17 protein-coding genes and 2 pseudogenes are annotated in these 19,738 nt (G+C 70.9%); 8 read left to right on the top strand and 11 right to left on the bottom strand.

Annotation, left to right across the window (positions count from 1 at the left end; all coding sequences use genetic code 11):
- Positions 1 to 257: 257 nt before the first annotated feature.
- The 3 genes from fomD to ACWCQK_RS29730 all read right to left on the bottom strand — a co-directional run bounded on the left by fomD (position 258) and on the right by ACWCQK_RS29730 (position 4,238).
- Positions 258 to 950 (bottom strand): cytidylyl-2-hydroxypropylphosphonate hydrolase, encoded by a 693-nt coding sequence (fomD, locus tag ACWCQK_RS29720; protein ID WP_451160093.1) that lies wholly within the window; start codon positions 948 to 950, stop codon positions 258 to 260.
- 83 nt (positions 951 to 1,033) lie between these two features.
- Positions 1,034 to 2,419 carry a class II fumarate hydratase gene (locus ACWCQK_RS29725; RefSeq protein ID WP_451160095.1) on the bottom strand — a complete coding sequence of 462 codons (1,386 nt, stop codon included), beginning with the start codon at positions 2,417 to 2,419 and terminating at the stop codon, positions 1,034 to 1,036.
- A gap of 151 nt (positions 2,420 to 2,570) precedes the next feature.
- Positions 2,571 to 4,238 carry a fumarate hydratase gene (locus ACWCQK_RS29730; RefSeq protein ID WP_451160097.1) on the bottom strand — a complete coding sequence of 556 codons (1,668 nt, stop codon included), beginning with the start codon at positions 4,236 to 4,238 and terminating at the stop codon, positions 2,571 to 2,573.
- A 145-nt stretch (positions 4,239 to 4,383) separates the two neighbouring features.
- On the opposite strand from ACWCQK_RS29730, the gene ACWCQK_RS29735 reads away from it, so the two are divergent.
- Together ACWCQK_RS29735 and ACWCQK_RS29740 are read left to right on the top strand one after the other, a co-directional pair.
- Positions 4,384 to 5,082: a DUF1707 SHOCT-like domain-containing protein gene (locus tag ACWCQK_RS29735; RefSeq protein WP_451160099.1), complete on the top strand. Its 699-nt coding sequence runs from the start codon at positions 4,384 to 4,386 to the stop codon at positions 5,080 to 5,082.
- A 174-nt stretch (positions 5,083 to 5,256) separates the two neighbouring features.
- Positions 5,257 to 5,631, top strand: a complete 375-nt coding sequence (locus ACWCQK_RS29740) for a WhiB family transcriptional regulator (RefSeq protein WP_451160101.1) — start codon at positions 5,257 to 5,259, stop codon at positions 5,629 to 5,631.
- A gap of 115 nt (positions 5,632 to 5,746) precedes the next feature.
- Here the strand turns inward: ACWCQK_RS29740 and glpX are convergent, their stop codons facing one another.
- Entirely contained in the window at positions 5,747 to 6,781 is a 1,035-nt protein-coding gene (gene glpX / locus ACWCQK_RS29745) for a class II fructose-bisphosphatase (RefSeq protein ID WP_451160103.1), read from the bottom strand.
- Between the two features lie 127 nt (positions 6,782 to 6,908).
- Between glpX and ACWCQK_RS29750 the strand changes: the two genes are divergently transcribed.
- Positions 6,909 to 7,433, top strand: a complete 525-nt coding sequence (locus ACWCQK_RS29750; protein ID WP_451160105.1) for a DUF4245 domain-containing protein — start codon at positions 6,909 to 6,911, stop codon at positions 7,431 to 7,433.
- A 193-nt stretch (positions 7,434 to 7,626) separates the two neighbouring features.
- Here ACWCQK_RS29750 and ACWCQK_RS29755 read toward each other — a convergent pair whose 3' ends face one another.
- The 3 genes from ACWCQK_RS29755 to xseA form a co-directional block, all read right to left on the bottom strand.
- Entirely contained in the window at positions 7,627 to 8,217 is a 591-nt protein-coding gene (locus ACWCQK_RS29755; protein ID WP_451160107.1) for a malonic semialdehyde reductase, read from the bottom strand.
- A 183-nt stretch (positions 8,218 to 8,400) separates the two neighbouring features.
- On the bottom strand, positions 8,401 to 8,634 hold the full coding sequence (locus ACWCQK_RS29760; RefSeq protein WP_451160109.1) for an exodeoxyribonuclease VII small subunit: 234 nt from the start codon (positions 8,632 to 8,634) through the stop codon (positions 8,401 to 8,403).
- Positions 8,635 to 8,638: 4 nt separating this feature from the next.
- Positions 8,639 to 9,853 (bottom strand): exodeoxyribonuclease VII large subunit, encoded by a 1,215-nt coding sequence (xseA, locus tag ACWCQK_RS29765; RefSeq protein ID WP_451160111.1) that lies wholly within the window; start codon positions 9,851 to 9,853, stop codon positions 8,639 to 8,641.
- 275 nt (positions 9,854 to 10,128) lie between these two features.
- Here xseA and ACWCQK_RS29770 point away from each other — a divergent pair, with 275 nt between their 5' ends.
- Together ACWCQK_RS29770 and ppgK are read left to right on the top strand one after the other, a co-directional pair.
- Positions 10,129 to 11,154 carry a 4-hydroxy-3-methylbut-2-enyl diphosphate reductase gene (locus tag ACWCQK_RS29770; protein WP_451160113.1) on the top strand — a complete coding sequence of 342 codons (1,026 nt, stop codon included), beginning with the start codon at positions 10,129 to 10,131 and terminating at the stop codon, positions 11,152 to 11,154.
- Positions 11,155 to 11,183: 29 nt separating this feature from the next.
- On the top strand, positions 11,184 to 11,930 hold the full coding sequence (ppgK, locus tag ACWCQK_RS29775) for a polyphosphate--glucose phosphotransferase (RefSeq protein WP_451160115.1): 747 nt from the start codon (positions 11,184 to 11,186) through the stop codon (positions 11,928 to 11,930).
- A gap of 19 nt (positions 11,931 to 11,949) precedes the next feature.
- Here the strand turns inward: ppgK and ACWCQK_RS29780 are convergent, their stop codons facing one another.
- Positions 11,950 to 12,588 (bottom strand): DUF6542 domain-containing protein, encoded by a 639-nt coding sequence (locus ACWCQK_RS29780; RefSeq protein ID WP_451160117.1) that lies wholly within the window; start codon positions 12,586 to 12,588, stop codon positions 11,950 to 11,952.
- Positions 12,589 to 12,762: 174 nt separating this feature from the next.
- Between ACWCQK_RS29780 and ychF the strand changes: the two genes are divergently transcribed.
- A complete protein-coding gene (ychF, locus tag ACWCQK_RS29785) occupies positions 12,763 to 13,851 on the top strand; it encodes a redox-regulated ATPase YchF (protein WP_451160119.1) in 1,089 nt (362 codons plus the stop codon).
- Between the two features lie 128 nt (positions 13,852 to 13,979).
- Here ychF and ACWCQK_RS29790 read toward each other — a convergent pair.
- Positions 13,980 to 14,206 (bottom strand): annotated as a pseudogene (locus ACWCQK_RS29790) (type II toxin-antitoxin system RelE family toxin).
- A pseudogene (locus ACWCQK_RS29795) lies at positions 14,199 to 14,420 on the bottom strand (type II toxin-antitoxin system prevent-host-death family antitoxin); the annotation flags it as partial. The pseudogenes ACWCQK_RS29790 and ACWCQK_RS29795, both read right to left, overlap by 8 nt.
- Before the next feature lie 143 nt (positions 14,421 to 14,563).
- On the opposite strand from ACWCQK_RS29795, the gene ACWCQK_RS29800 reads away from it, so the two are divergent.
- A complete protein-coding gene (locus tag ACWCQK_RS29800) occupies positions 14,564 to 16,741 on the top strand; it encodes a DEAD/DEAH box helicase (RefSeq protein WP_451160121.1) in 2,178 nt (725 codons plus the stop codon).
- 82 nt (positions 16,742 to 16,823) lie between these two features.
- Here the strand turns inward: ACWCQK_RS29800 and ACWCQK_RS29805 are convergent, their stop codons facing one another.
- Positions 16,824 to 17,981, bottom strand: coding sequence for a GNAT family N-acetyltransferase (locus ACWCQK_RS29805; protein ID WP_451160123.1), 1,158 nt, complete (start codon positions 17,979 to 17,981; stop codon positions 16,824 to 16,826).
- Between the two features lie 433 nt (positions 17,982 to 18,414).
- Here ACWCQK_RS29805 and ACWCQK_RS29810 point away from each other — a divergent pair, with 433 nt between their 5' ends.
- Entirely contained in the window at positions 18,415 to 19,671 is a 1,257-nt protein-coding gene (locus ACWCQK_RS29810) for a DUF4190 domain-containing protein (protein WP_451160125.1), read from the top strand.
- Positions 19,672 to 19,738 lie beyond the last annotated feature (67 nt).

Below are 19,738 nucleotides of genomic sequence, written 5' to 3' on the forward strand. Positions count from 1 at the left end.
AATTCCCGCGTGACCAGAGGTTGTTCCTGTGCCGCGGGCGGTCCGGGCGCACCCCTCGCCGGCATCGCCGGGGGTTGTGCCCATACCGCCGAGGCCCTGGGCGATGCCCGGACCGGTGTCGCGCTCGTACCCCTCGCTCACGTCCTGCCGCCCCTCGGTGACGTTCGGTCAGACCTGATGCCTGCTCCGGGAGTTGCCTCTGTGCGCCCTTGCGGAGGACGATCCTACGTTTGTTGCCCGGGGGCGCATCAAGGGTCTCATGAGGACACGTGCGCGGGCGTACGGTCCCAGTCCTCCGGCAGCAACGGTACGGCCCAGGACGGATCCGGGCGCCAGTGCTGCCAGCCCTGGGAGTACGGCGCCCCCCAGGCCCGGATCGCGTCCACCGCGTCCCGCCCCGCCGCCCGCACCCGCTCGGCGACCTCGGCGTCCATCAGCCCGTCCCGCTGAGCCTGCGCGAACTCGTCCTCGTCGCGCCAGTGCCAACTGCGGTCCGGGTGAACGGAGATGTCCAAAAAATGATCCTCGGAGTCGACTCCGCCCGCCCAACGGGCCAGCGGTTCCTCCAGGTTCACGTACCAGTTCTTGAACTGCCAGCCCTGGTCCCAGAACAGCCACACCGACCAGGGCTCGCCGGGCCGGGCCAGCTTCAGCACCCCGGTACCGAACCACCGGTCGCGCGCGACGGTGCGCGGCCTGGTGTAGCGCGAGACGAGCGGCTCGACGTGCACGGGCGTGCCGTCGGCGAGCACGGGCTTCACACACTCGGTACCGGGCGCCAGCCACACGGCGAGCACCTCCTCGTCGTCCCGCGCGACGGTCACGGGCCGCGCGATGTGGAAGCCCGCGCCGGCGTTCTCCCGGTAGCGCCACAGGATCTGACTTCCGGGCGCCCAGAAGGCTGTCGAACCACCGTTCCCCACGCGTCTCACCGCTTCACCGTCTGCCATGCACAGATATTAGGTGTCATGGCCATACGACGCTGCCGCGGGCGGCACGGTTCACGCACGGGGCGCAAAGGGTTCGCGGCGCGTTACGGACGCGTCATACGCAGGACATCCAGCGCCTCGTCGAGCTGCTCGACCGTCAGATCCCCGCGCTCCACGTACCCGCCGTCCAGGACGACCTGCCGAATCGTCCTGCGTTCGGCCAGCGACTTCTTGGCGACCTTGGCGGCCTCCTCGTAGCCGATGTACTTGTTCAGCGGGGTGACCACGGACGGTGACGACTCGGCGTACTCGCGGGCCCGCTCCCGGTGGGCGACGATCCCGTCGACGGTCCGGTCGGCGAGCAGCCGCGACACGTTGGCCAGCAGCCGCACGGACTCCAGGACGTTCTTCGCGATCACCGGCAGCATCACGTTGAGCTCGAAGTTCCCCGCGGCTCCGGCGGTCGCGATCGTCGCGTCGTTCCCCACGACCTGGGCCGCGACCATCAGCACGGCCTCCGGGATGACCGGGTTGACCTTGCCGGGCATGATCGAGGAGCCCGGCTGGAGGTCGGGCAGGGAGATCTCGGAGAGTCCGGTCCGCGGCCCCGAGGCCATCCACCGCAGATCGTTCGCGATCTTGGTCAGTGAGACCGCGATGGTCCTGAGCTGGCCACTGGTCTCGACGATCCCGTCCCGCGCCCCCTGCGCCTCGAAGTGGTCGCGCGCCTCGGTGAACGGCAGCCCGGTCGCGCGGGCCACCTCCTCGATGACCGCCGCGGAGAACCCGGGCGGGGTGTTGATCCCGGTCCCGACGGCGGTGCCGCCCAGCGGCAGCTCCGCCAGCCGCGGCAACGAGGCCCGCAGCCGCTCGACCCCGTACCGCACCTGGGCGGCGTACCCGCCGAACTCCTGGCCCAGCGTCACGGGCGTGGCGTCCATCAGGTGCGTCCGCCCCGACTTCACGACGTCCCCGAACTCCTCCGCCTTGCGGCCGAGGGCGGCGGCCAGGTGCTCCAGGGCCGGGATCAGGTCGTGGGTGACGGCACCGGTGGCGGCGATGTGGATCGACGAGGGGAAGACGTCGTTGGACGACTGGGAGGCGTTGACGTGGTCGTTCGGGTGCACGTCGCGCCCCAGCCGCTCCGTCGCCAGCGTCGCGATGACCTCGTTGGCGTTCATGTTCGACGACGTCCCCGACCCGGTCTGGAACACGTCGACGGGGAAGTGCTCGTCCCACTTCCCCGCGGCGACCTCGGCGGCCGCCTCCTGGACGGCCTCGGCGATGTCCTTGTCCAGCACCCCGAGCCGGGCGTTGACCTTGGCCGCGGCGCCCTTGACGCGGGCGAGGGCCTCGATGTGGGCCCGCTCGATGCGCTGTCCGGAGACGGGGAAGTTCTCCACGGCACGCTGCGTCTGGGCCCGCCACTTGGCATCCGCCGGTACGCGGACCTCGCCCATGGAGTCGTGCTCGATGCGGTAATCGCTCATGCCTGGTACAGCGATCGGGACGACCCGGTTGTTCCGGCCCGCGGCCGAACGGGGCGGATCCCCCGAGGGGAGCGGGGACGGACAGGGGCGGCGGGTCCGCCGTATGCGTCAGCGGCCCCGCCACGGGCCGTCCCCGCCGCCCAGAAGGGCCCTACGCGAGCCCGGGGCCGCGCACCGGGATCGTGGTGAACGTCGGCTGCGGCGCGGGATCCTGGAAGAAGTCGTTGCCCTTGTCGTCCACGACGATGAAGGCGGGGAAGTCCTCGACCTCGATCTTCCAGACCGCCTCCATGCCGAGCTCCTCGTACTCGACGACCTCGACCTTCTTGATGCAGTCCTGGGCGAGCCGCGCGGCGGGCCCGCCGATCGAGCCGAGGTAGAAGCCGCCGTGCGCTTCGCACGCGTTGGTGACCTGCGCGGAACGGTTGCCCTTGGCCAGCATCACCTTGGAGCCGCCCGCGGCCTGGAACTGCTCGACGTAGGAGTCCATGCGGCCGGCGGTCGTGGGGCCGAAGGAGCCGGAGGCGTAGCCCTCGGGGGTCTTCGCCGGGCCCGCGTAGTACACCGGGTGGTCCTTCAGGTACTGCGGCATCTCCTCGCCCGCGTCCAGCCGCTCCTTGATCTTGGCGTGCGCGATGTCCCGCGCGACGACCAGCGGCCCGGAGAGCGAGAGACGCGTCTTCACCGGGTACTTCGCGAGCTCGGCGAGGATGTCGTCCATCGGCTGGTTCAGGTCGATCTCGACGACGTCGCTGTCGGACTCCAGGTGCTCGTCCGTCGTCTCGGGCAGGAACCGCGCCGGGTCCGTCTCCAGCTGCTCCAGGAAGACGCCCTCGGCGGTGATCTTCGCGACCGCCTGCCGGTCGGCGGAGCAGGACACGGCGATCGCGACCGGGCAGGACGCCCCGTGCCGCGGCAGCCGCACCACCCGCACGTCGTGGCAGAAGTACTTGCCGCCGAACTGCGCGCCGATCCCGATCCGCTGCGTCAGCTCGAAGACCTTCTCCTCCAGCTCCTTGTCCCGGAAGCCGTGCCCGAGCTCGGAGCCCTCGGCCGGGATCTCGTCCAGGTAGTGCGCGGAGGCGTACTTCGCGGTCTTCAGGGCGTACTCGGCGCTCGTGCCGCCGACCACGATCGCCAGGTGGTACGGCGGGCAGGCGGCCGTACCGAGCGAACGGATCTTCTCCTCCAGGAACTTCATCATGGAGCCCTCGTTGAGGACCGCCTTCGTCTCCTGGTAGAGGAACGACTTGTTGGCGGAGCCGCCGCCCTTGGCCATGAACAGGAACTTGTAGGCGCCGCCGTCGGTCGCGTACAGCTCGATCTGCGCCGGCAGGTTGGACCCGGTGTTCTTCTCGTCCCACATGGTGAGCGGGGCCATCTGCGAGTACCGCAGGTTGAGGTTCTGGTACGCGTCGTAGATGCCGCGCGAGAGGGCCGACTCGTCGCCGCCCTCGGTGAGGACGTTCTGCCCGCGTTTGCCCATGACGATCGCCGTGCCGGTGTCCTGGCACATCGGCAGCACGCCGGCCGCCGCGATGTTGGCGTTCTTCAGCAGGTCCAGGGCGACGAACTTGTCGTTGCCCGACGCCTCGGGGTCGTCGATGATGCGGCGCAGCTGGGCCAGGTGGGCCGGGCGCAGGTAGTGCTGGATGTCGTGGATCGCCTCTTCGGCGAGCTTGCGCAGCGCCTCCGGCTCCACCTTGAGGAAGGTCCGCCCGTCGGCCTCGAAGGTGGACACACCCTCGGAAGTCACCAGCCGGTAGGGGGTGGTGTCCTCTCCCATCGGGAGCAGATCGGTGTACGCGAACTCAGGCATCTCGCCCATTCCTCACTCGACAGACAGCGGCCGGCCTCCATTGGCAAGCGCTCACCAGCGTAGAACCTGCCGTGGGCGCCGAGCTTGTGAGGTAAGGCTCAGTTCGGGGCTGTCGCGATCTATCGTGTTTCGCTACGCTGGCTCCGTGGACCTTCAGAAGCAGACCGCGCCGCGCGCCGCCGAACCCCGGGTCGCCGAACTGCGCGCCTCGGACGCCGACCGTGACCGCATCGCCGACATCCTGCGTGACGCCCTCGCCGAGGGCCGCCTCACCGCCGAGGAGCACGCCGAGCGCGTCGAGGGCGTGCTCGCCGCCAAGACGGTCGGCGAGCTGGAGGTCTTCATCCGGGACCTGCCCGCCGCCCACCACCGGGCCGCCCCGGCCTACGCCGCCGCCCCGAGCCGTCCGACCGCGGGCGCGATACCGGCCGACCCCGACGAGAACGTGGTCGCGGTCTTCAGCAGCGCCGTCCGCAAGGGCCGTTGGCGCGCCGGACGCCGTATCCACGCCTACGCGATCTTCGGCAGCGTCGAGATCGACCTCAGCGAGGCGCTCTTCGAGTACCAGCAGGTCGTCATCAAGGCGCTCTCGGTCTTCGGCAACGTCGAGGTCCGCGTCCCGGAGAACGTCTCGCTGCGCGGCACCGGCGGTGGCGTGCTGGGGAACTTCGAGGTGGACACGCTGGACGCGGCCGACCCGGACGCCCCCGTCGTCTATCTCGACGGCTGGGCCGTGCTGGGCAACATCGAGGGCAGGCCCAGGCGCGGCCGGCTCGTCGGGGACATCCTCGACCGTGTCCACCGCAAGGTCGACAAGAGTTTGCGCCGGCACCTGGACCGTTGACGGTTGTGAACCCGGGCGGCCCCGGGCGCGGTCGCCGGGGCGCGGCGGGGCCGACGCGGGCGCACACGACCCCCCGAAATCCTGCGGTTCGGAACTCAGTGCATAGGCGCGCGTACAGCGGGTAGGCCTTGCTGCATCGTCTCTCGCTCGCGAAGCCGTCGTCAGGAGTAGACCGTGCTGCAACCGCCGCATTCGTCCCTGCAGGTAGCTGCCGTACCGGCCCAGCGGGGGCCAGTGCGGGACAGGGACCAAGACGCACCCTGGCACACCGAGGCGGTGTGCCGGCGCGACGAGGCCGGCCTGTTCTTCGCACCGTCCAAGGAACCCACCGCCGCCCGGCTCTCCCGTGAGGAGGCGGCCAAGCGCGTCTGCGCACGCTGCCCGGTGATGGTGGAGTGTCGTGAGCACGCGCTGCTCCAGCCCGAGCCGTACGGCGTCTGGGGCGGCCTCACCGCCGCCGAGCGCCGCGTGGTGCTGGCCCGGCGCCGCCGCCGCGAGCTCGAACTGCAGAAGGCCCGCACGGCGAACCGCATAGCCGCGGCCGGCTAGCGCGTCCGCCCCGGGACAGCTCCCGGGCTTCGCCGACCCGTACGTGAAGGGGGCGCTCCCTCCGCACCGGGAGCGCCCCCTTCACGTACGACCTCATCAGGGGCCGGCGGACCGCCTACTTGGCGCGGTCGAAGTCGACCGCGCTGTACGCGCGCAGCTTGCTCAGCCGGTGCTCGGAGTCGATCCGGCGGACCGTGCCGGACTTCGAGCGCATGACGATCGAGTCGGTGGTGGCGGTCTCGGAGCGGTAGCGCACCCCGCGCAGCAGTTCGCCGTCGGTGATGCCGGTGGCGACGAAGAAGACGTTCTCGCCGGAGACCAGGTCGGCCGTGGTCAGGACCCGGTCGAGGTCGTGCCCGGCGTCGATCGCCCGCTGGCGCTCCACGTCGTCCTTCGGCCACAGCTTGCCCTGGATGGTGCCGCCGAGGCACTTCACCGCGCAGGCGGAGATGATGCCCTCGGGGGTGCCGCCGACGCCCAGGAGCAGGTCGATGCCGGTGCCCTCGCGCAGCGCCAGGATCGAGCCGGCCACATCGCCGTCGGAGATCAGCTTGATGCGCGCGCCGGTCTCCCGGATCTCCTTGATGAGCCCGTCGTGGCGCGGCCGGTCCAGGACGACGACGGTGACGTCCTCGGGCGAGGACCGCTTGGCCTTGGCGACCCGGCGGATGTTCACGGACACCGGCGCGTCGATGTCGACGAAGTCGGCGGCCTCGGGGCCCGTGACCAGCTTGTCCATGTAGAAGACGGCGGACGGGTCGAACATCGAACCGCGGTCGGCGGCGGCGAGGACCGCGATCGCGTTCGTCATGCCCTTGGCGGTGAGCGTGGTGCCGTCGATCGGGTCGACGGCGATGTCGCACTCGGGGCCGGTGCCGTCGCCGACGCGCTCCCCGTTGAACAGCATCGGCGCCTCGTCCTTCTCGCCCTCGCCGATGACGACGACGCCGTTCATCGACACGGTGGAGACGAGGGTGCGCATGGCGCGTACCGCGGCACCGTCGGCGCCGTTCTTGTCGCCGCGTCCGACCCAGCGGCCCGCGGCCATCGCCGCAGCCTCGGTCACCCGGACGAGTTCCAGGGCGAGGTTGCGGTCGGGGGCCTCGGAGGGAACTTCGAGTTCGGACGGCAGCTGATGATTCTCGGTCATCGGAGCGCACCTTTCTGATACGACGACGGCCGGACGAGGGTGTTGGTCCCGACTCTATCGCCAGGTGAACAAAATGAGCAGGGGCCCCCACGGATGAGCGCTCCGGGTACCTGCGACGATAGAGGGCGTGGCAGGTACGAACGGCAAGCAGAAGACGGTCCGGGACATGATCCTTTCCCTGGGCCTGATCATGATCGCGGCGGGCGTCATCTACGTGTTCGTCCCGCACGACGACAAGGCTCCCGACATCGAGCGGGTCGACTACCGCGTGGAGCTGCTCACGGCGCGCCGCGCCGCTTCGTATCCGGTGGCGGCGCCCGAGGGCCTGCCCGGGAGCTGGAAGGCGACCTCCGTGCGCTTCCAGGGCGACAAGTTCGATGCCTGGCACCTCGGCTTCCAGGACCCCGACGGTGAGTACGTGGCGATCGAGCAGTCGACTCAGAAGCGCGCCGCGTTCGTCGACGAGGCCAGCCAGGGCGCGAAGGAGACGAAGGCCACCGAGGAGATCGGCGGCCGGACGTGGACCCGCTACACCGGTGGCCGCTACGACGCCCTCGTGCTCAAGGACACCGACGGCTCCACGACGGTCGTGGCGGGCACGGCGTCGTTCGACCGGCTGGCGAAGATGGCCGAGGCGCTGAAGCTGGCGTGAGCGCCTGAGCGCCTGAGCGCGTGAGCGCCTGATCCGGGCCGCGCGGACGCGGGGCGATCGGGTGTGCGCCGCCCGCGCGGACGCGGGCTCGCGGGACCCGCCCGAGGTCGTGGCCCGCGCCGACGCACGACAGAGGCCCCCGGCGGTGTGCCGGGGGCCTCTGTCGTGTCCGTGGGCCGGATCGGATGGCGGATCAGACGGTGGTGACGACCTCGTCGTAGGCCAGACGCGGGGAGCGCGGGAACCAGGCGTCGGGGCCCGGCTTGCCGATGTTGACGACCATCAGCGGGGTGTGGTCGTCGTCGAGGAACTCCTTGCGGACACCCTCGAAGTCCAGACCGGTCATCGGGCCGGCGGCCAGACCGGCGGCGCGGATGCCGATGATGAAGTAGGCGGACTGGAGGGCGGCGTTGAGCGTGGCGTTGGACTCACGCACCGAACGGTCGGCGAAGACGGCGTCCTTGGCCTGGGGGAAGTGCGGGAAGAGCTCGGGCAGCTCCTCGTGGAACTCGTTGTCGGCGGAGAGGATCGCGACCAGCGGGGCGGCGGCGGTCTTCTTCTGGTTGCCCTCGGCCAGGTGCTGCACGAGGCGCTCGCGGGCCTCGGCGGAGCGGACCAGGGTGACGCGCAGCGGCGACTGGTTCATGGAGGTCGGGCCGTACTTGACCAGGTCGTAGATCGCCTGCACCTGCTCGTCGGTCACCGGCTCGTCGGTGAAGGTGTTGGCGGTGCGGGCCTCACGGAACAGCAGGTCCTGGGCGGCGGGGTCAAGAACGAGAGACATGCGTCGACTTCCTCGGGTGGTGGGCCGGATCCGGGGCGTCGGACCGGCTGTCTGTAACGACCGTACGTGATGGAAGTTCAACATTCAACAAAATGCGGAGTGCGGTGATCCGATTCACAGGCGTCGCAGGTCACAGGGCGGTCGACCGGACACCGGGACGAGGGCGCGACCGCCGGCCCACCCCTACTCGGGGTCAGGTTCCCCGTCCCGCGCGCCCTCCTCGGCCAGCGCCGCGTCCAGCCGTGCCCGCGCGCCCTCGAGCCACCGCCGGCACACCTTGGCCAGCTCCTCGCCCCGCTCCCAGAGCGCGAGGGACTCCTCCAGCGTCGTACCGCCCGCCTCCAGCCGCCGCACGACGTCGATCAGCTCATCGCGGGCCTGCTCGTAGCCGAGCGCCTCTTCCACCTTGCCGGTCATGCACTCACTCCTGGACATCGACTCGTACGTTGAACTCACCCTCGGCGACCCGCGCCCGCAGCGCCTCGTCCGCCGCCACCTCCCCCGGGTCGCGGACGACCTGACCGTCCGCCTTCTGCAACACCGCGTAGCCCCGCCGCAGCGTCGCCGCGGGGGAGAGGGCCACCACGCGCGCGTGCGTGTGCGTCAGCTCGGAGTCGGCCCGGTCGAGGAGATGGCCGAGGGTCCGCCTGCCCCGGTCGAGCAGGGACGTCACCTGCTCCGCCCGCTCGTCGATCATCCGGTGCGGATCCTCCATCGAGGGCCGGCTGAGCGTCTGGGCGAGACCGCGCTCCTCCCGCGTCACGAACGCCTCCACGCTCCGGCGCGCCCGGTCGCGCAGCATCCGCACCCGCTCGTACTCCTCGCCGACGTCCGGTACGACCTTCTTCGCCGCGTCCGTCGGGGTCGAGGCCCGGAGGTCGGCCACGTAGTCGAGGAGCGGGGTGTCGGGCTCGTGCCCGATCGCCGACACCACCGGCGTACGACAGGCCGCGACCGCGCGCACGAGCTGCTCGTCGGAGAACGGCAGCAGGTCCTCCACGCTGCCGCCGCCGCGCGCGACGATGATCACGTCCACGGCGTCGATCGCGTCGAGCTCCTTGACGGCCTGCACGACCTGCGGGACGGCGTGCACCCCCTGCACGGGGACGTTGCGCACCTCGAAGCGGACGGCGGGCCAGCGGTGCCGGGCGTTCTCCAGCACGTCCCGCTCCGCGGCGGAGGCGCGGCCGCAGACCAGCCCGATGAGCTGCGGCAGGAACGGCAGCGCCTTCTTGCGCCCGGGCGCGAACAGCCCCTCCGCGGTGAGGGACTTCTTCAGCTGCTCCAGCCTGGCCAGCAGTTCGCCGACGCCCACCGGCCGGATCTCGGCGGCCCGCAGCGACAGCTGCCCCCGCGGCGCGTACCACTCCGGCTTCGCGAGGACGACGACCCGGGCGCCCTCGCCGACGACATCGGCGACCGCGTCGAACACCTGCCGGTAACAGGTCACGCTGACGGAGATGTCGTGCGAGGGGTCGCGCAGCGTCAGGAACACGACACCCGCCCCCGGCCGCCGCGACAACTGGGTGATCTGTCCCTCGACCCACACCGCGCCGAGCCGGTCGATCCAGCCCCCGATGAGCCGCGAGATCTCGCCGACGGGCAGCGGGGCGTCCGCGGACGTGTTCACAGCCATGCGCCGAGCGTATCCGCCGACACCGACATCCCGGCCCGTCCACCGCCCCGCCCCGTCCAGGAGCGGAACGAGGCGGCCCGGACCGGTGAGGGGCATTCCGAAAGCCGAGGCAGCGCCGCAGGTCGGGGGCCTGCTCGCCGGTACGGACCGCCGTCCCGCGGTCGGACATCAGTGCCCGGGCGCTCCCGTCCCGTCCGGCCCTTCCCAGCTCACCGCCCGTCACGCCGGCCGGAGCGGGGGGACGCGATCTTCGACCCCCCGAACGCGGCCTTACGATGGGTGCCATGACTGCTTCGCCTGGCCGCCGTGTCCTGCTCGCCGCCCCCCGGGGCTACTGCGCGGGCGTGGACCGCGCCGTGATCGCCGTCGAGAAAGCCCTGGAGCAGTACGGGGCTCCGATCTACGTCCGGCACGAGATCGTGCACAACAAGTACGTCGTCCAGACCCTGGAGCGGAAGGGCGCGATCTTCGTCGAGCGGACGGAGGAGGTGCCCGAGGGGAACATCGTCATGTTCTCCGCGCACGGTGTCGCCCCCGTCGTCCACGAGGAGGCCCAGCGCGGCCGCCTCGCCACCATCGACGCGACCTGCCCGCTGGTGACCAAGGTCCACAAGGAAGCCGTCCGCTTCGCCAACGAGGACTTCGACATCCTCCTGATCGGGCACGAGGGCCACGAGGAGGTCATCGGCACCTCCGGCGAGGCGCCCGACCACATCCAGCTCGTCGACGGCCCGGCGGACGTCGCCAAGGTCGAGGTCCGCGACCCGTCCAGGGTGGTCTGGCTCTCCCAGACCACCCTCTCCGTCGACGAGACCATGGAGACCGTCGACGCCCTGAAGGAGAAGTTCCCGCAGCTCATCTCGCCGCCCAGCGACGACATCTGCTACGCCACGCAGAACCGCCAGCTCGCCGTGAAGCAGATGGGCGCCGAGGCGGAACTCGTGATCGTGGTCGGCTCGCGCAACTCCTCCAACTCCGTGCGCCTCGTCGAGGTCGCCAAGCTCGCCGGTTCCCGCGCGGCCTACCTGGTGGACTTCGCCAGCGAGATCGACGAGGCCTGGCTGGAGGGCGTGACCACGGTCGGCGTCACCTCGGGCGCGTCGGTGCCGGAGGTGCTGGTCGAAGAGGTCCTGGAGTGGCTGTCGGAGCGTGGCTACGCGGACGTGGAGCTGGTCAAGGCGGCCGAGGAGTCCATCACCTTCTCGCTGCCCAAGGAGCTGCGCCGCGACCTGCGCGACGAGGCGGCCGGCCTGGTCGCCGAGCGCGGCGGAGCCGGCACACCTGCCGATTCCACGGAGTGACCGTCAGTCCCACGTCGTAACGTAGAGCCATGCAGATCTTCGGCGTGGACATCGGTGGATCCGGGATCAAGGGCGCTCCCGTGGACCTGGACAAGGGCGAGCTGGCTCAGGAGCGTTGCAAGGTGCTCACCCCGCACCCGGCGACTCCCGACAGCGTGGCCGACGGGGTGAAGGAGGTCGTCGACCACTTCGGGTGGACGGGCCCGGTCGGGCTCACCTTCCCGGGCGTGGTCACGGGCGGGGCCACCATTCGTACGGCGGCCAATGTCGACAAGAGCTGGGTCGACACGGACGCCCGCGCGTTGTTCGGCGAGCGGCTGGGCGGCCTCCCGGTGACCGTGGTGAACGACGCGGACGCGGCCGGCGTCGCCGAGATGCGGTTCGGCGCCGGCCGGGACCGCCGGGGCACGGTCATCCTGCTGACCTTCGGCACCGGCATCGGCAGCGCCCTCTTCGTCGACGGCGTCCTCGTCCCCAATACCGAGCTGGGCCACCTGGAGCTCAACGGCCACGACGCGGAGAAGCGCGCCTCCAGCAAGGCCAAGGACGACAACGAACTGACGTGGGAGCACTGGGCCCACCGCGTCCAGAAGTACCTCGCGCATGTCGAGATGCTGTTCTCGCCCGAGCTGTTCGTCATCGGCGGTGGCGTCAGCCGCAAGGCGGACAAGTTCCTGCACCTCATCGAGGGCATCAGGGCGGAGATCGTCCCGGCTCAGCTGCAGAACAACGCGGGGATCGTGGGGGCGGCGATGCACGCCCTGGATCAGGACTGAGGGTGCCGCGGGGGCCGGGTCACCGCGCCCGCCGCTGTCGCCGGCGCTGACGCACCAGGCGGACCTTCCGCACGGTCGCGATCAGCCCGGCGACGAGCGTCCCGGCGTACAGCCAGCCGGCCTGGGTGGCGAGCGCGGTGACCAGCCCCATCAGCCGGCTGCCGATCCCGCCGTCACCGTCGGCCACCGGCAGCAGCCCGACCGTGAAGGCGATCGGCGCGATGACCGGCGCGCTCAGCAGGTCCCCCCTGCGCACCCACAGCGCGGTCAGCGCGCACACCGGCAGGAACAGCACGCTGTAGACCGTCAGCGACCCGTCGAACAGCAACTGGTCCAGACAGCCGAGCAGGAACAGCACCGCCCCGCAGAACAGCCCGCCGCCCAGCCCCGTCAGCCGGGGGCCGGGCAGCCGCCGCGCCGCCTTCCCGACCGGCGGAGCGGGCCGCCGTACGGTGACCGGGCGGCGCTGCACGGGTCCGCGCGCGGGAGCGCCCACCCGCGCGGGCCGGGAGGACGGGCCCGGGGCGGACGGGCCGGGAGCGGACGGCCGGGCGGGCCGTGCCGCGCCCGCGCCACCCCGGCCGCCCTGCGGAGGCAGGGACGAGGGCGTGCCGCGTCGCGGTCCGTGCTGCTGGGGTCGCGTCCTGTGTTGCTCCACTGGACCAACTTAGGTCGTTTTATGTGTCGAACGGCTCCTCAGACACGCCGTTGAGCCGAGCTTGGCCAAGCGTTCGACAGGTCGCCGGGGCGGGGCGCGGCACGCCGTAGACTGGTGGATCGGCCCCCTGGTCTCCAGTCCTCTCACGTCCTCTCACGTACGGGAAGTCGCAACGTGTCGCTCACGATCGGAATCGTCGGTCTGCCGAATGTCGGCAAGTCGACCCTTTTCAACGCCCTGACCAAGAACGACGTGCTGGCGGCCAACTACCCGTTCGCCACGATCGAGCCCAACGTGGGCGTGGTCGGCGTGCCGGACGCCCGTCTCACGAAGTTGGCCGAGATCTTCTCCTCGCAGCGGGTCCTGCCCGCGACCGTCGACTTCGTCGACATCGCCGGCATCGTGCGGGGCGCGTCCGAGGGCGAGGGCCTGGGCAACAAGTTCCTGGCGAACATCCGTGAGTCCGACGCGATCTGCCAGGTCATCCGCGCCTTCAAGGACGAGAACGTCGTCCACGTCGACGGCAAGGTCTCGCCCAAGGACGACATCGAGACGATCAACACCGAGCTGATCCTCGCCGACCTCCAGACCATCGAGAAGGTCCTGCCGCGCCTCCAGAAGGAGTCGCGCATCAAGAAGGACGTCGTGCCCAAGGTCGCGGCGGTCGAGGCGGCGAAGGAGATCCTCGAGAAGGGCGACACCCTCTTCTCGGCGGGCATCGTCCAGGGCTCCGGCAACGAGGAGCTGCTGCACGACCTGCACCTGCTCACCACCAAGCCGTTCCTCTACGTCTTCAACGTCGACGAGGACGAGCTGGTGGACGACGACTTCAAGGCCGAGCAGCGCGCCCTGGTCGCCCCCGCCGAGGCGATCTTCCTCAACGCCAAGCTGGAGCAGGACCTCGCCGAGCTCGACGAGGCGGACGCGCTGGAGCTCCTGGAGTCCGTCGGCGCCGAGGAGCCGGGCCTTGCGACCCTCGCCCGCGTCGGCTTCAACACCCTCGGCCTCCAGACCTACCTCACGGCCGGCCCCAAGGAATCCCGCGCCTGGACGATCAAGAAGGGCGCGACGGCCCCCGAGGCGGCCGGCGTGATCCACACGGACTTCCAGAAGGGCTTCATCAAGGCCGAGGTCATCTCCTTCGAGGACCTGGTCGAAACAGGCTCGGTCGCCGAGGCCCGCGCCAAGGGCAAGGCCCGCATGGAGGGCAAGGAGTACGTCATGCAGGACGGGGACGTGGTGGAGTTCCGCTTCAACGTGTGACGGTCGACAGATCGCACGTGAGCCACCGACTTGAACGTGCGGGTGGGAAGGGGTCGGACTTCGTCGAGTCCGGCCCCTTCCATATCACCGTGCCGGGTGGGTGCCGGGGTTGATCGGCATCGGCGGCATCAGGTGTCCCAGACGCTGGAGCGGTGTCCCGGGTGAACGACCCAGACCACCAGTTCTCCGTTGTCGATCGTGTAGACGACGCGGGAGTCGCCGACCCGAAGCCGACGGCGGTCCGGCCGGGACACGAGTGCGGTGGTGTCGAAGCCGAGGGGATCGCTTTCCAGCGCGGGCAGCTTGGCCAGGAGGCCCGCGCCTCGGCGCGGAAGACGGTTCGGTACTCACTCACCGCGCGCCGGCGTCTCCCCCATGATGTCCTCGATCGGGATGCCGGGTGCGGGGCTGGCCATGCGCTCGTCGATGATCCGATTGATTTCGCGCTCTTCCCACTCCTGGTACCTGCGCAGTACCTCGATGGAGACGACGGCGGCGACTTCCTTGCCGCGGCGCGTGATCACCGTGGGTACGTCGTCGCGGTCCGCGCGCTCCACGACCTCCGCCGGCCGGCCTCCCTTGAGCCGAACCGACCCGTGTACGGAGTCGGCTCGGCAGGGTGCCGGTGCCTTGCTGTCTCCCTTACGGAGCCCTCGGCCTGTCGGTGGGCGGTGGGAGGATGCCGGGAGAGCGAGAGTGAGGGGCGGGGCGCGTGGGGCGTGGCGAGCGGGACCTGGTCGCGAGGGGGGCGCGACTGCACGAGGCGGCGCGGGCGGTGGTCGGCGACCACGGCAGGGCGGTCGAAGCCGTACGGGCCGCACTGAAGCCGATCCAGGACGCGGCGGTGCGCCGGGAGCTCGACGCCATCCCGGTCAGCAGACTCCAGGACGTCACCGACGGACGGCTCCGACTGGGGAACGTCGAGAAGAGCGGGCTGCGCACGGTCGGCGGGGTTCTCGAAGCGGGCCCCTATCGGTTGCGGCAGATTCCGGGCGTCGGGCAGCGCACGGTCGACCAGATGCTCGGCGCCGCCCGCCAGCTCTCCGCGGCCGTACACGAGAGCGTGGCGGTACACCTGGACGTGGACCGGCCGCGGCCGGACACCACCGCCCTCGTCATGGCCCTGTACGTGCTGGTGGAGGCCGGTCCGGACGCCCGGCGCGCGGTGGACAGGGCCGTCGGCCTGGCGGAGGAACTCGGTCCGGCGCTGACCGAGGCGAAGCCCGCCGCCGGGCGTTTCCGGATGCTTCTGGCGGGCCAGGAGAAGAGGACGCGCGCGCTCGCGGCGGTCGCCGAGATCCGGGCGCTGGTCGAGGAGGCCGAGCAGACGGACCTCCCGGAACTGCTCGCCCAGGCCTCGGTGGACCTGCTGCGGGGACCTCCGGACGACCTCGCGGCCTGGGTGGACTTCGAACTCCGGTCCGCCGAGTACTACAGCCTGCTCGCCGAGATCTCCGGGCGGCCGCCCGACACGGCCGCCGCCGAGGGCTTCCTGCCGGACGAGATCGCGGAACGGGTCCGGGCCCAGTACCTGGACGACTCCCACCGGCGGGTCTCGCTGCGTGGATACCAGGCGTTCGGCGCGCGGTTCGCCCTCGCCCAGCGCAAGGTGATACTCGGCGACGAGATGGGCCTCGGCAAGACCATCCAGGCGATCGCCGTGCTGGCGCACCTGGCCGCCGAGGGGCAGAGCCACTTCATGGTGGTCTGCCCGGCGAGCGTCCTGGTGAACTGGACGCGCGAGATCGAGGCCCGCAGCGCCCTGCGCGTAGCGGTGCTCCACGGCCCCGACCGGCAGGACGCGTTCGCCGACTGGAAGGGGCGGGGCGGGGTCGCGGTGACCACGTTCGAGGCGCTGCGCGGATTTCCGGCGCCGGGCGGAGGGGAGGTCGGACTGCTCGTCGTGGACGAAGCGCACTCCGTGAAGAACCCGAAGGCCAGGCGGTCGCAGACGGTCGCGCTCTGGGCGGAGCACTGCGAGCGCGCCCTTTTCATGACCGGTACGCCGATGGAGAACAGGGTCGTCGAGTTCCGCAACCTGGTCGGGATGCTGGACGGCGCGGTCGCGCGATCCCTGGACGAGCGGGACGCGCTGGTCGGATCGGTCGCCTTCCGCAAGGCCGTCGCCCCGGTCTATCTGCGACGCAACCAGGAAGACGTCCTGACGGAACTCCCGAGTCTCCAGCGGACCGACGAATGGGAGGAGCTCAGCGCGTCGGACGAGGAGGCCTACCGCGCGGCCGTGCGGGCGGGCAACTTCATGGCGATGCGCAGAGCCGCGTACACGCGCCCGGAGAAGTCGGCCAAGCTGGACCGGCTCCGGGAGATCGTCGAGGAAGCCGCCGAGAACGGGCAGAAGACGGTGGTCTTCTCCTACTTCAGGGATGTGCTGGGCGTCGTCCGGGAAGCACTCGCCGCCGGACCCGCCGGACCCGCCCACGCCCTCACGGTGTTCGGTCCGCTCAGTGGAAGCGTTCCGGCCGGGCGGCGGCAGCAGATCGTCGACGACTTCGCCGGTGTCCCGGGCCCCGCGGTGCTCCTGGCCCAGATCCAGGCGGCGGGCATCGGCCTGAACATGCAGGCGGCCTCCGTCGTCATCCTCTGCGAACCCCAGATCAAGCCGACCATCGAACACCAGGCGGTGGCCCGGGCCCACCGCATGGGCCAGGTCAGGCCGGTGCGCGTGCATCGCCTCCTCGCCACCGGGGGAGTGGACGAACGCATGGTGAGGATGCTGGAGGAGAAGACCCGCCTGTTCGACGCCTATGCCCGTCGCAGCGCCGTGGCCGAAGCCACCCCGGACGCGGTCGACGTGTCGGACATCGACCTGGCCCGCCGGATCGTCGAGGAGGAACAGGCCCGCCTCGGCATGACGGACGGGGGCGGATGACCTCCGCTCACCTGCCCGGTACTCCGGCACTCCGGCACTTCAGTACGCCCGTCAGCCGTCAGCCGTCAGCCGTCGAGCCTGTTCAGCGCGTCGGTCCAGCCGTGCTGTCGGCCGTCGCGCCGGCGGCGTCCGCGCGGGCCGAGGTGCGCAGTGTGCCGACGGTCTTCAGGAGGCGGTCGGCCGGCTCCCGCAGGGTGGGGTGGGCCAGGACCGTGTTCCGCAGGCCGCGTACCGGTCTGCGCCACAGCCGGTGCGCCGCCGCCACCGGATGACGGGGACGGGTCGCGAACCCCTCGCCGACCCGCAGTTCCCGGGTCTTGAGCCAGTCCTTGTACTCCTTCTCGCCGCGCCCCATGTCCATCAGGGTCACGCCGTGCCGGGCCGCGGCCTCGGCCATGCGCAGGTGCATGATCAACCCGGGGGAGTAGTAGCGGAACTCGGGGTCGTACGCCGTGAACCAGGCCGCGAACACCGTGCGCGAGCGCGGCCCGAAGTGCGCGGCGACCGGCCGGTCACCGGCGTACACCACGGACAGCACGCCGGTGAAGTACTCCTCGCGGACCTCGAACAGGTCGTCCACCAGGGCGACGATCCACGGTCGCGCGAACCGGTCCATCCGCCCCGTCCTGCGGTACTGGGCGGACTTCCACCGCATCAGCGTGCGCAGCACGGCCGGATCGCGCTCGTCGAAGACGAACCGCATCTCGCCCACGTTGCGCCCCAGGCGGCGTTCCTTCTTCAACGTCGTCTTGGCCAGCCCGGGGTACGCCCCGCGCAGCCACTGCGCGTACTCGCCGTCGGCGGGCTTCAGATCCAGCACCGGTGAGGCGAAGGTCCCCGTGACATACCTGCCGAACGGTTTCTGCTCGGCCACCAGATGGTCGAACTCGAAGACGGACAGGCCGCAGGCCCGCAGCAGTTCCCGCGGGTCCCAGGTGACGCCGGGGCGGTGCACCAAGGCCTGGAGGTCCGACAGGCCGAGTCCGATGGCCCGGCCGACGCCGAAGGAGTTGCGCTCGTACGGGAAGAAGCCCACGGGTTCGCCGCCCTCGTGCAGGACCGCCACGTACGTGTCACCGCGGTGTCTGCCGACACCGGTCGCGAACTCCGGTGCCAGAAAGGGGTTCGCGTATTCCGGCGACTCGTCCATCGCCCGGTGCCAGGCGTGACGGAGCGCGTCGCTCAGTTCGTCGGGTCTGTGGATCGTGATGTCTGATGGACCACCGTGCAAGGACCGCATGGGCGACCGCTCCCCCAGTTCCCCCCATGACGCGCTGATCGCGTCCTGTCACTGCATCGCGTAACTGCCGCTCCACGCCGCCGTCCACGCCGGACGCGAGCTCGTCCGCGGCGCGGAGCTCAAACGTCGCGAAACAGTACGCACGCTGTCAAGGTGTCTGCCGCAACGGAACCCGTCCGCCGTCGCGAACGGGACCGGCGGGGCCGGTGTGCGCACCGGTCACCTCGGCCCGGGCGGGCCCGCTCGCGGACCGGCGTTCCGTCCCGGGCCGCGGCCTGCATACCATGCGCGCAAGTCGTACGTGAGTTCTTGTCCTTCCGCATCACAGGACGCCCGTATCCGGGGGCGTCCGCATCCGCCACTCCCCGCATCCCGCATCCCGCACCCGCGGCGGCCGCGTCGCCCCGCCGTCAGAACCAGGAGCACGGCACCCGTGTCCATACCCCCGCCCCCTGGGACCCCCGACCCCCAGCAGCCCCAGGGCCCGTACCAGGCGCCGCAGTCCGCGCCGTACGGACAGTCCGCGCCGTACGGACAGTCCCCGCCGTACGGGCAATCCGCGCCGTACGGGCCGTACGGGCCGCCTCCGTACCAGACGTGGGGGCAGGGCTACAGCCCGTTCAACCGGCCCGCGCCCGTCAACGGCCTCGCCATCGCCTCCCTCGTGCTCGGCGTCCTCTGCTTCGTGCCGGCCGTGGGTCTGGTGCTGGGGGTGATCGCGCTGGTGCAGATCAGGAAGCGGGGCGAGCGCGGCCGGGGGCTGGCCGTCGGCGGCGCCGTGCTGTCGACGGTCGGACTCGTGCTGTGGACGCTGATGCTCACCACGGGTGCGGCGTCCGACGTCTGGGAGGGCTTCAAGGAGGGCGCCCGCGGCAGCACGTCCCTGTCGGTCGGTACCGGTGAGTGCTTCGACACGCCGGGGGGCTCCCTGGAGGGGTACACCTACGACGTCGACGAGGTCCCCTGCGAGGGCGAGCACGACGGCGAGGTGTTCGCCGCGTTCAAGCTGCGCAGCGGCACCGACTACCCCGGTGACGGTTACCCCGGCGACACGCGTATCAGGGACATCGCCGACGAGCGGTGCTACAAGCTCCAGGGCGAGTACGCGATGGACGCCTGGGCCGTGCCCGAGAACGTCGACGTGTACTACTTCACCCCGACCGAGGACAGCTGGAGCATCGACGACCGCGAGGTCACCTGCGCCTTCGGCAACACGGACGAGCACGGCAAGCTGACCGGCTCGCTGCGCAACGACGGCACGAAGCTCGACTCGGACCAGCTGGCCTTCCTCAAGGCGAGCCGCGCCCTCGACGCGGCGCTGGCGGAGGAGCCCGAGGACTACGCCGAGGAGGACCTGGAGGGCAACACGGCCTGGGCCGGCGACGTCGACGACGCGCTCGGCGAGCAGGCCGGGGTGCTGCGCGGCTACGCCTGGTCGTCCGCCGCCGCGAAGCCCGTCGCCGCCTTCGCCAAGGACCTGGAGGCCGCCCGCAAGGAGTGGGCGAAGGCCGCGTCCGCCCACGACGTGAACACGTTCTACGAACACTACGACCGGGGGTACGAGGTCGTCGACGGCGACAGTGCGGTCACCGCGCGCGAGGCTCTGGGGCTGGCCACCACGCCGCCGTCGTACGACGACTACGACGACAGCTCCGGCGACAGCAAGGGCGGCGGTGACCTCGATGTGTGATCACGTCCACAGCGGGGAGAAAGTGCCTGAGTAATGCCTCCCGCGGGCACGCGTCATCACATCGAGT

It is taken from the genome of Streptomyces sp. NPDC002306 (genome assembly GCF_053593435.1).

Bases quoted from the DNA above. Each gene is read 5' to 3' on its own strand.
- ACWCQK_RS29770 (WP_451160113.1), top strand. From the start codon at position 10,129: ATGGGTGCCATGACTGCTTCGCCTGGCCGCCGTGTCCTGCTCGCCGCC.
- glpX (WP_451160103.1), bottom strand. From the start codon at position 6,781: ATGACCGAGAATCATCAGCTGCCGTCCGAACTCGAAGTTCCCTCCGAG.
- ACWCQK_RS29805 (WP_451160123.1), bottom strand. From the start codon at position 17,981: ATGCGGTCCTTGCACGGTGGTCCATCAGACATCACGATCCACAGACCC.
- ACWCQK_RS29755 (WP_451160107.1), bottom strand. From the start codon at position 8,217: ATGTCTCTCGTTCTTGACCCCGCCGCCCAGGACCTGCTGTTCCGTGAG.
- ACWCQK_RS29760 (WP_451160109.1), bottom strand. From the start codon at position 8,634: ATGACCGGCAAGGTGGAAGAGGCGCTCGGCTACGAGCAGGCCCGCGAT.
- xseA (WP_451160111.1), bottom strand. From the start codon at position 9,853: ATGGCTGTGAACACGTCCGCGGACGCCCCGCTGCCCGTCGGCGAGATC.
- ppgK (WP_451160115.1), top strand. From the start codon at position 11,184: ATGCAGATCTTCGGCGTGGACATCGGTGGATCCGGGATCAAGGGCGCT.
- ACWCQK_RS29730 (WP_451160097.1), bottom strand. From the start codon at position 4,238: ATGCCTGAGTTCGCGTACACCGATCTGCTCCCGATGGGAGAGGACACC.
- ACWCQK_RS29725 (WP_451160095.1), bottom strand. From the start codon at position 2,419: ATGAGCGATTACCGCATCGAGCACGACTCCATGGGCGAGGTCCGCGTA.
- fomD (WP_451160093.1), bottom strand. From the start codon at position 950: ATGGCAGACGGTGAAGCGGTGAGACGCGTGGGGAACGGTGGTTCGACA.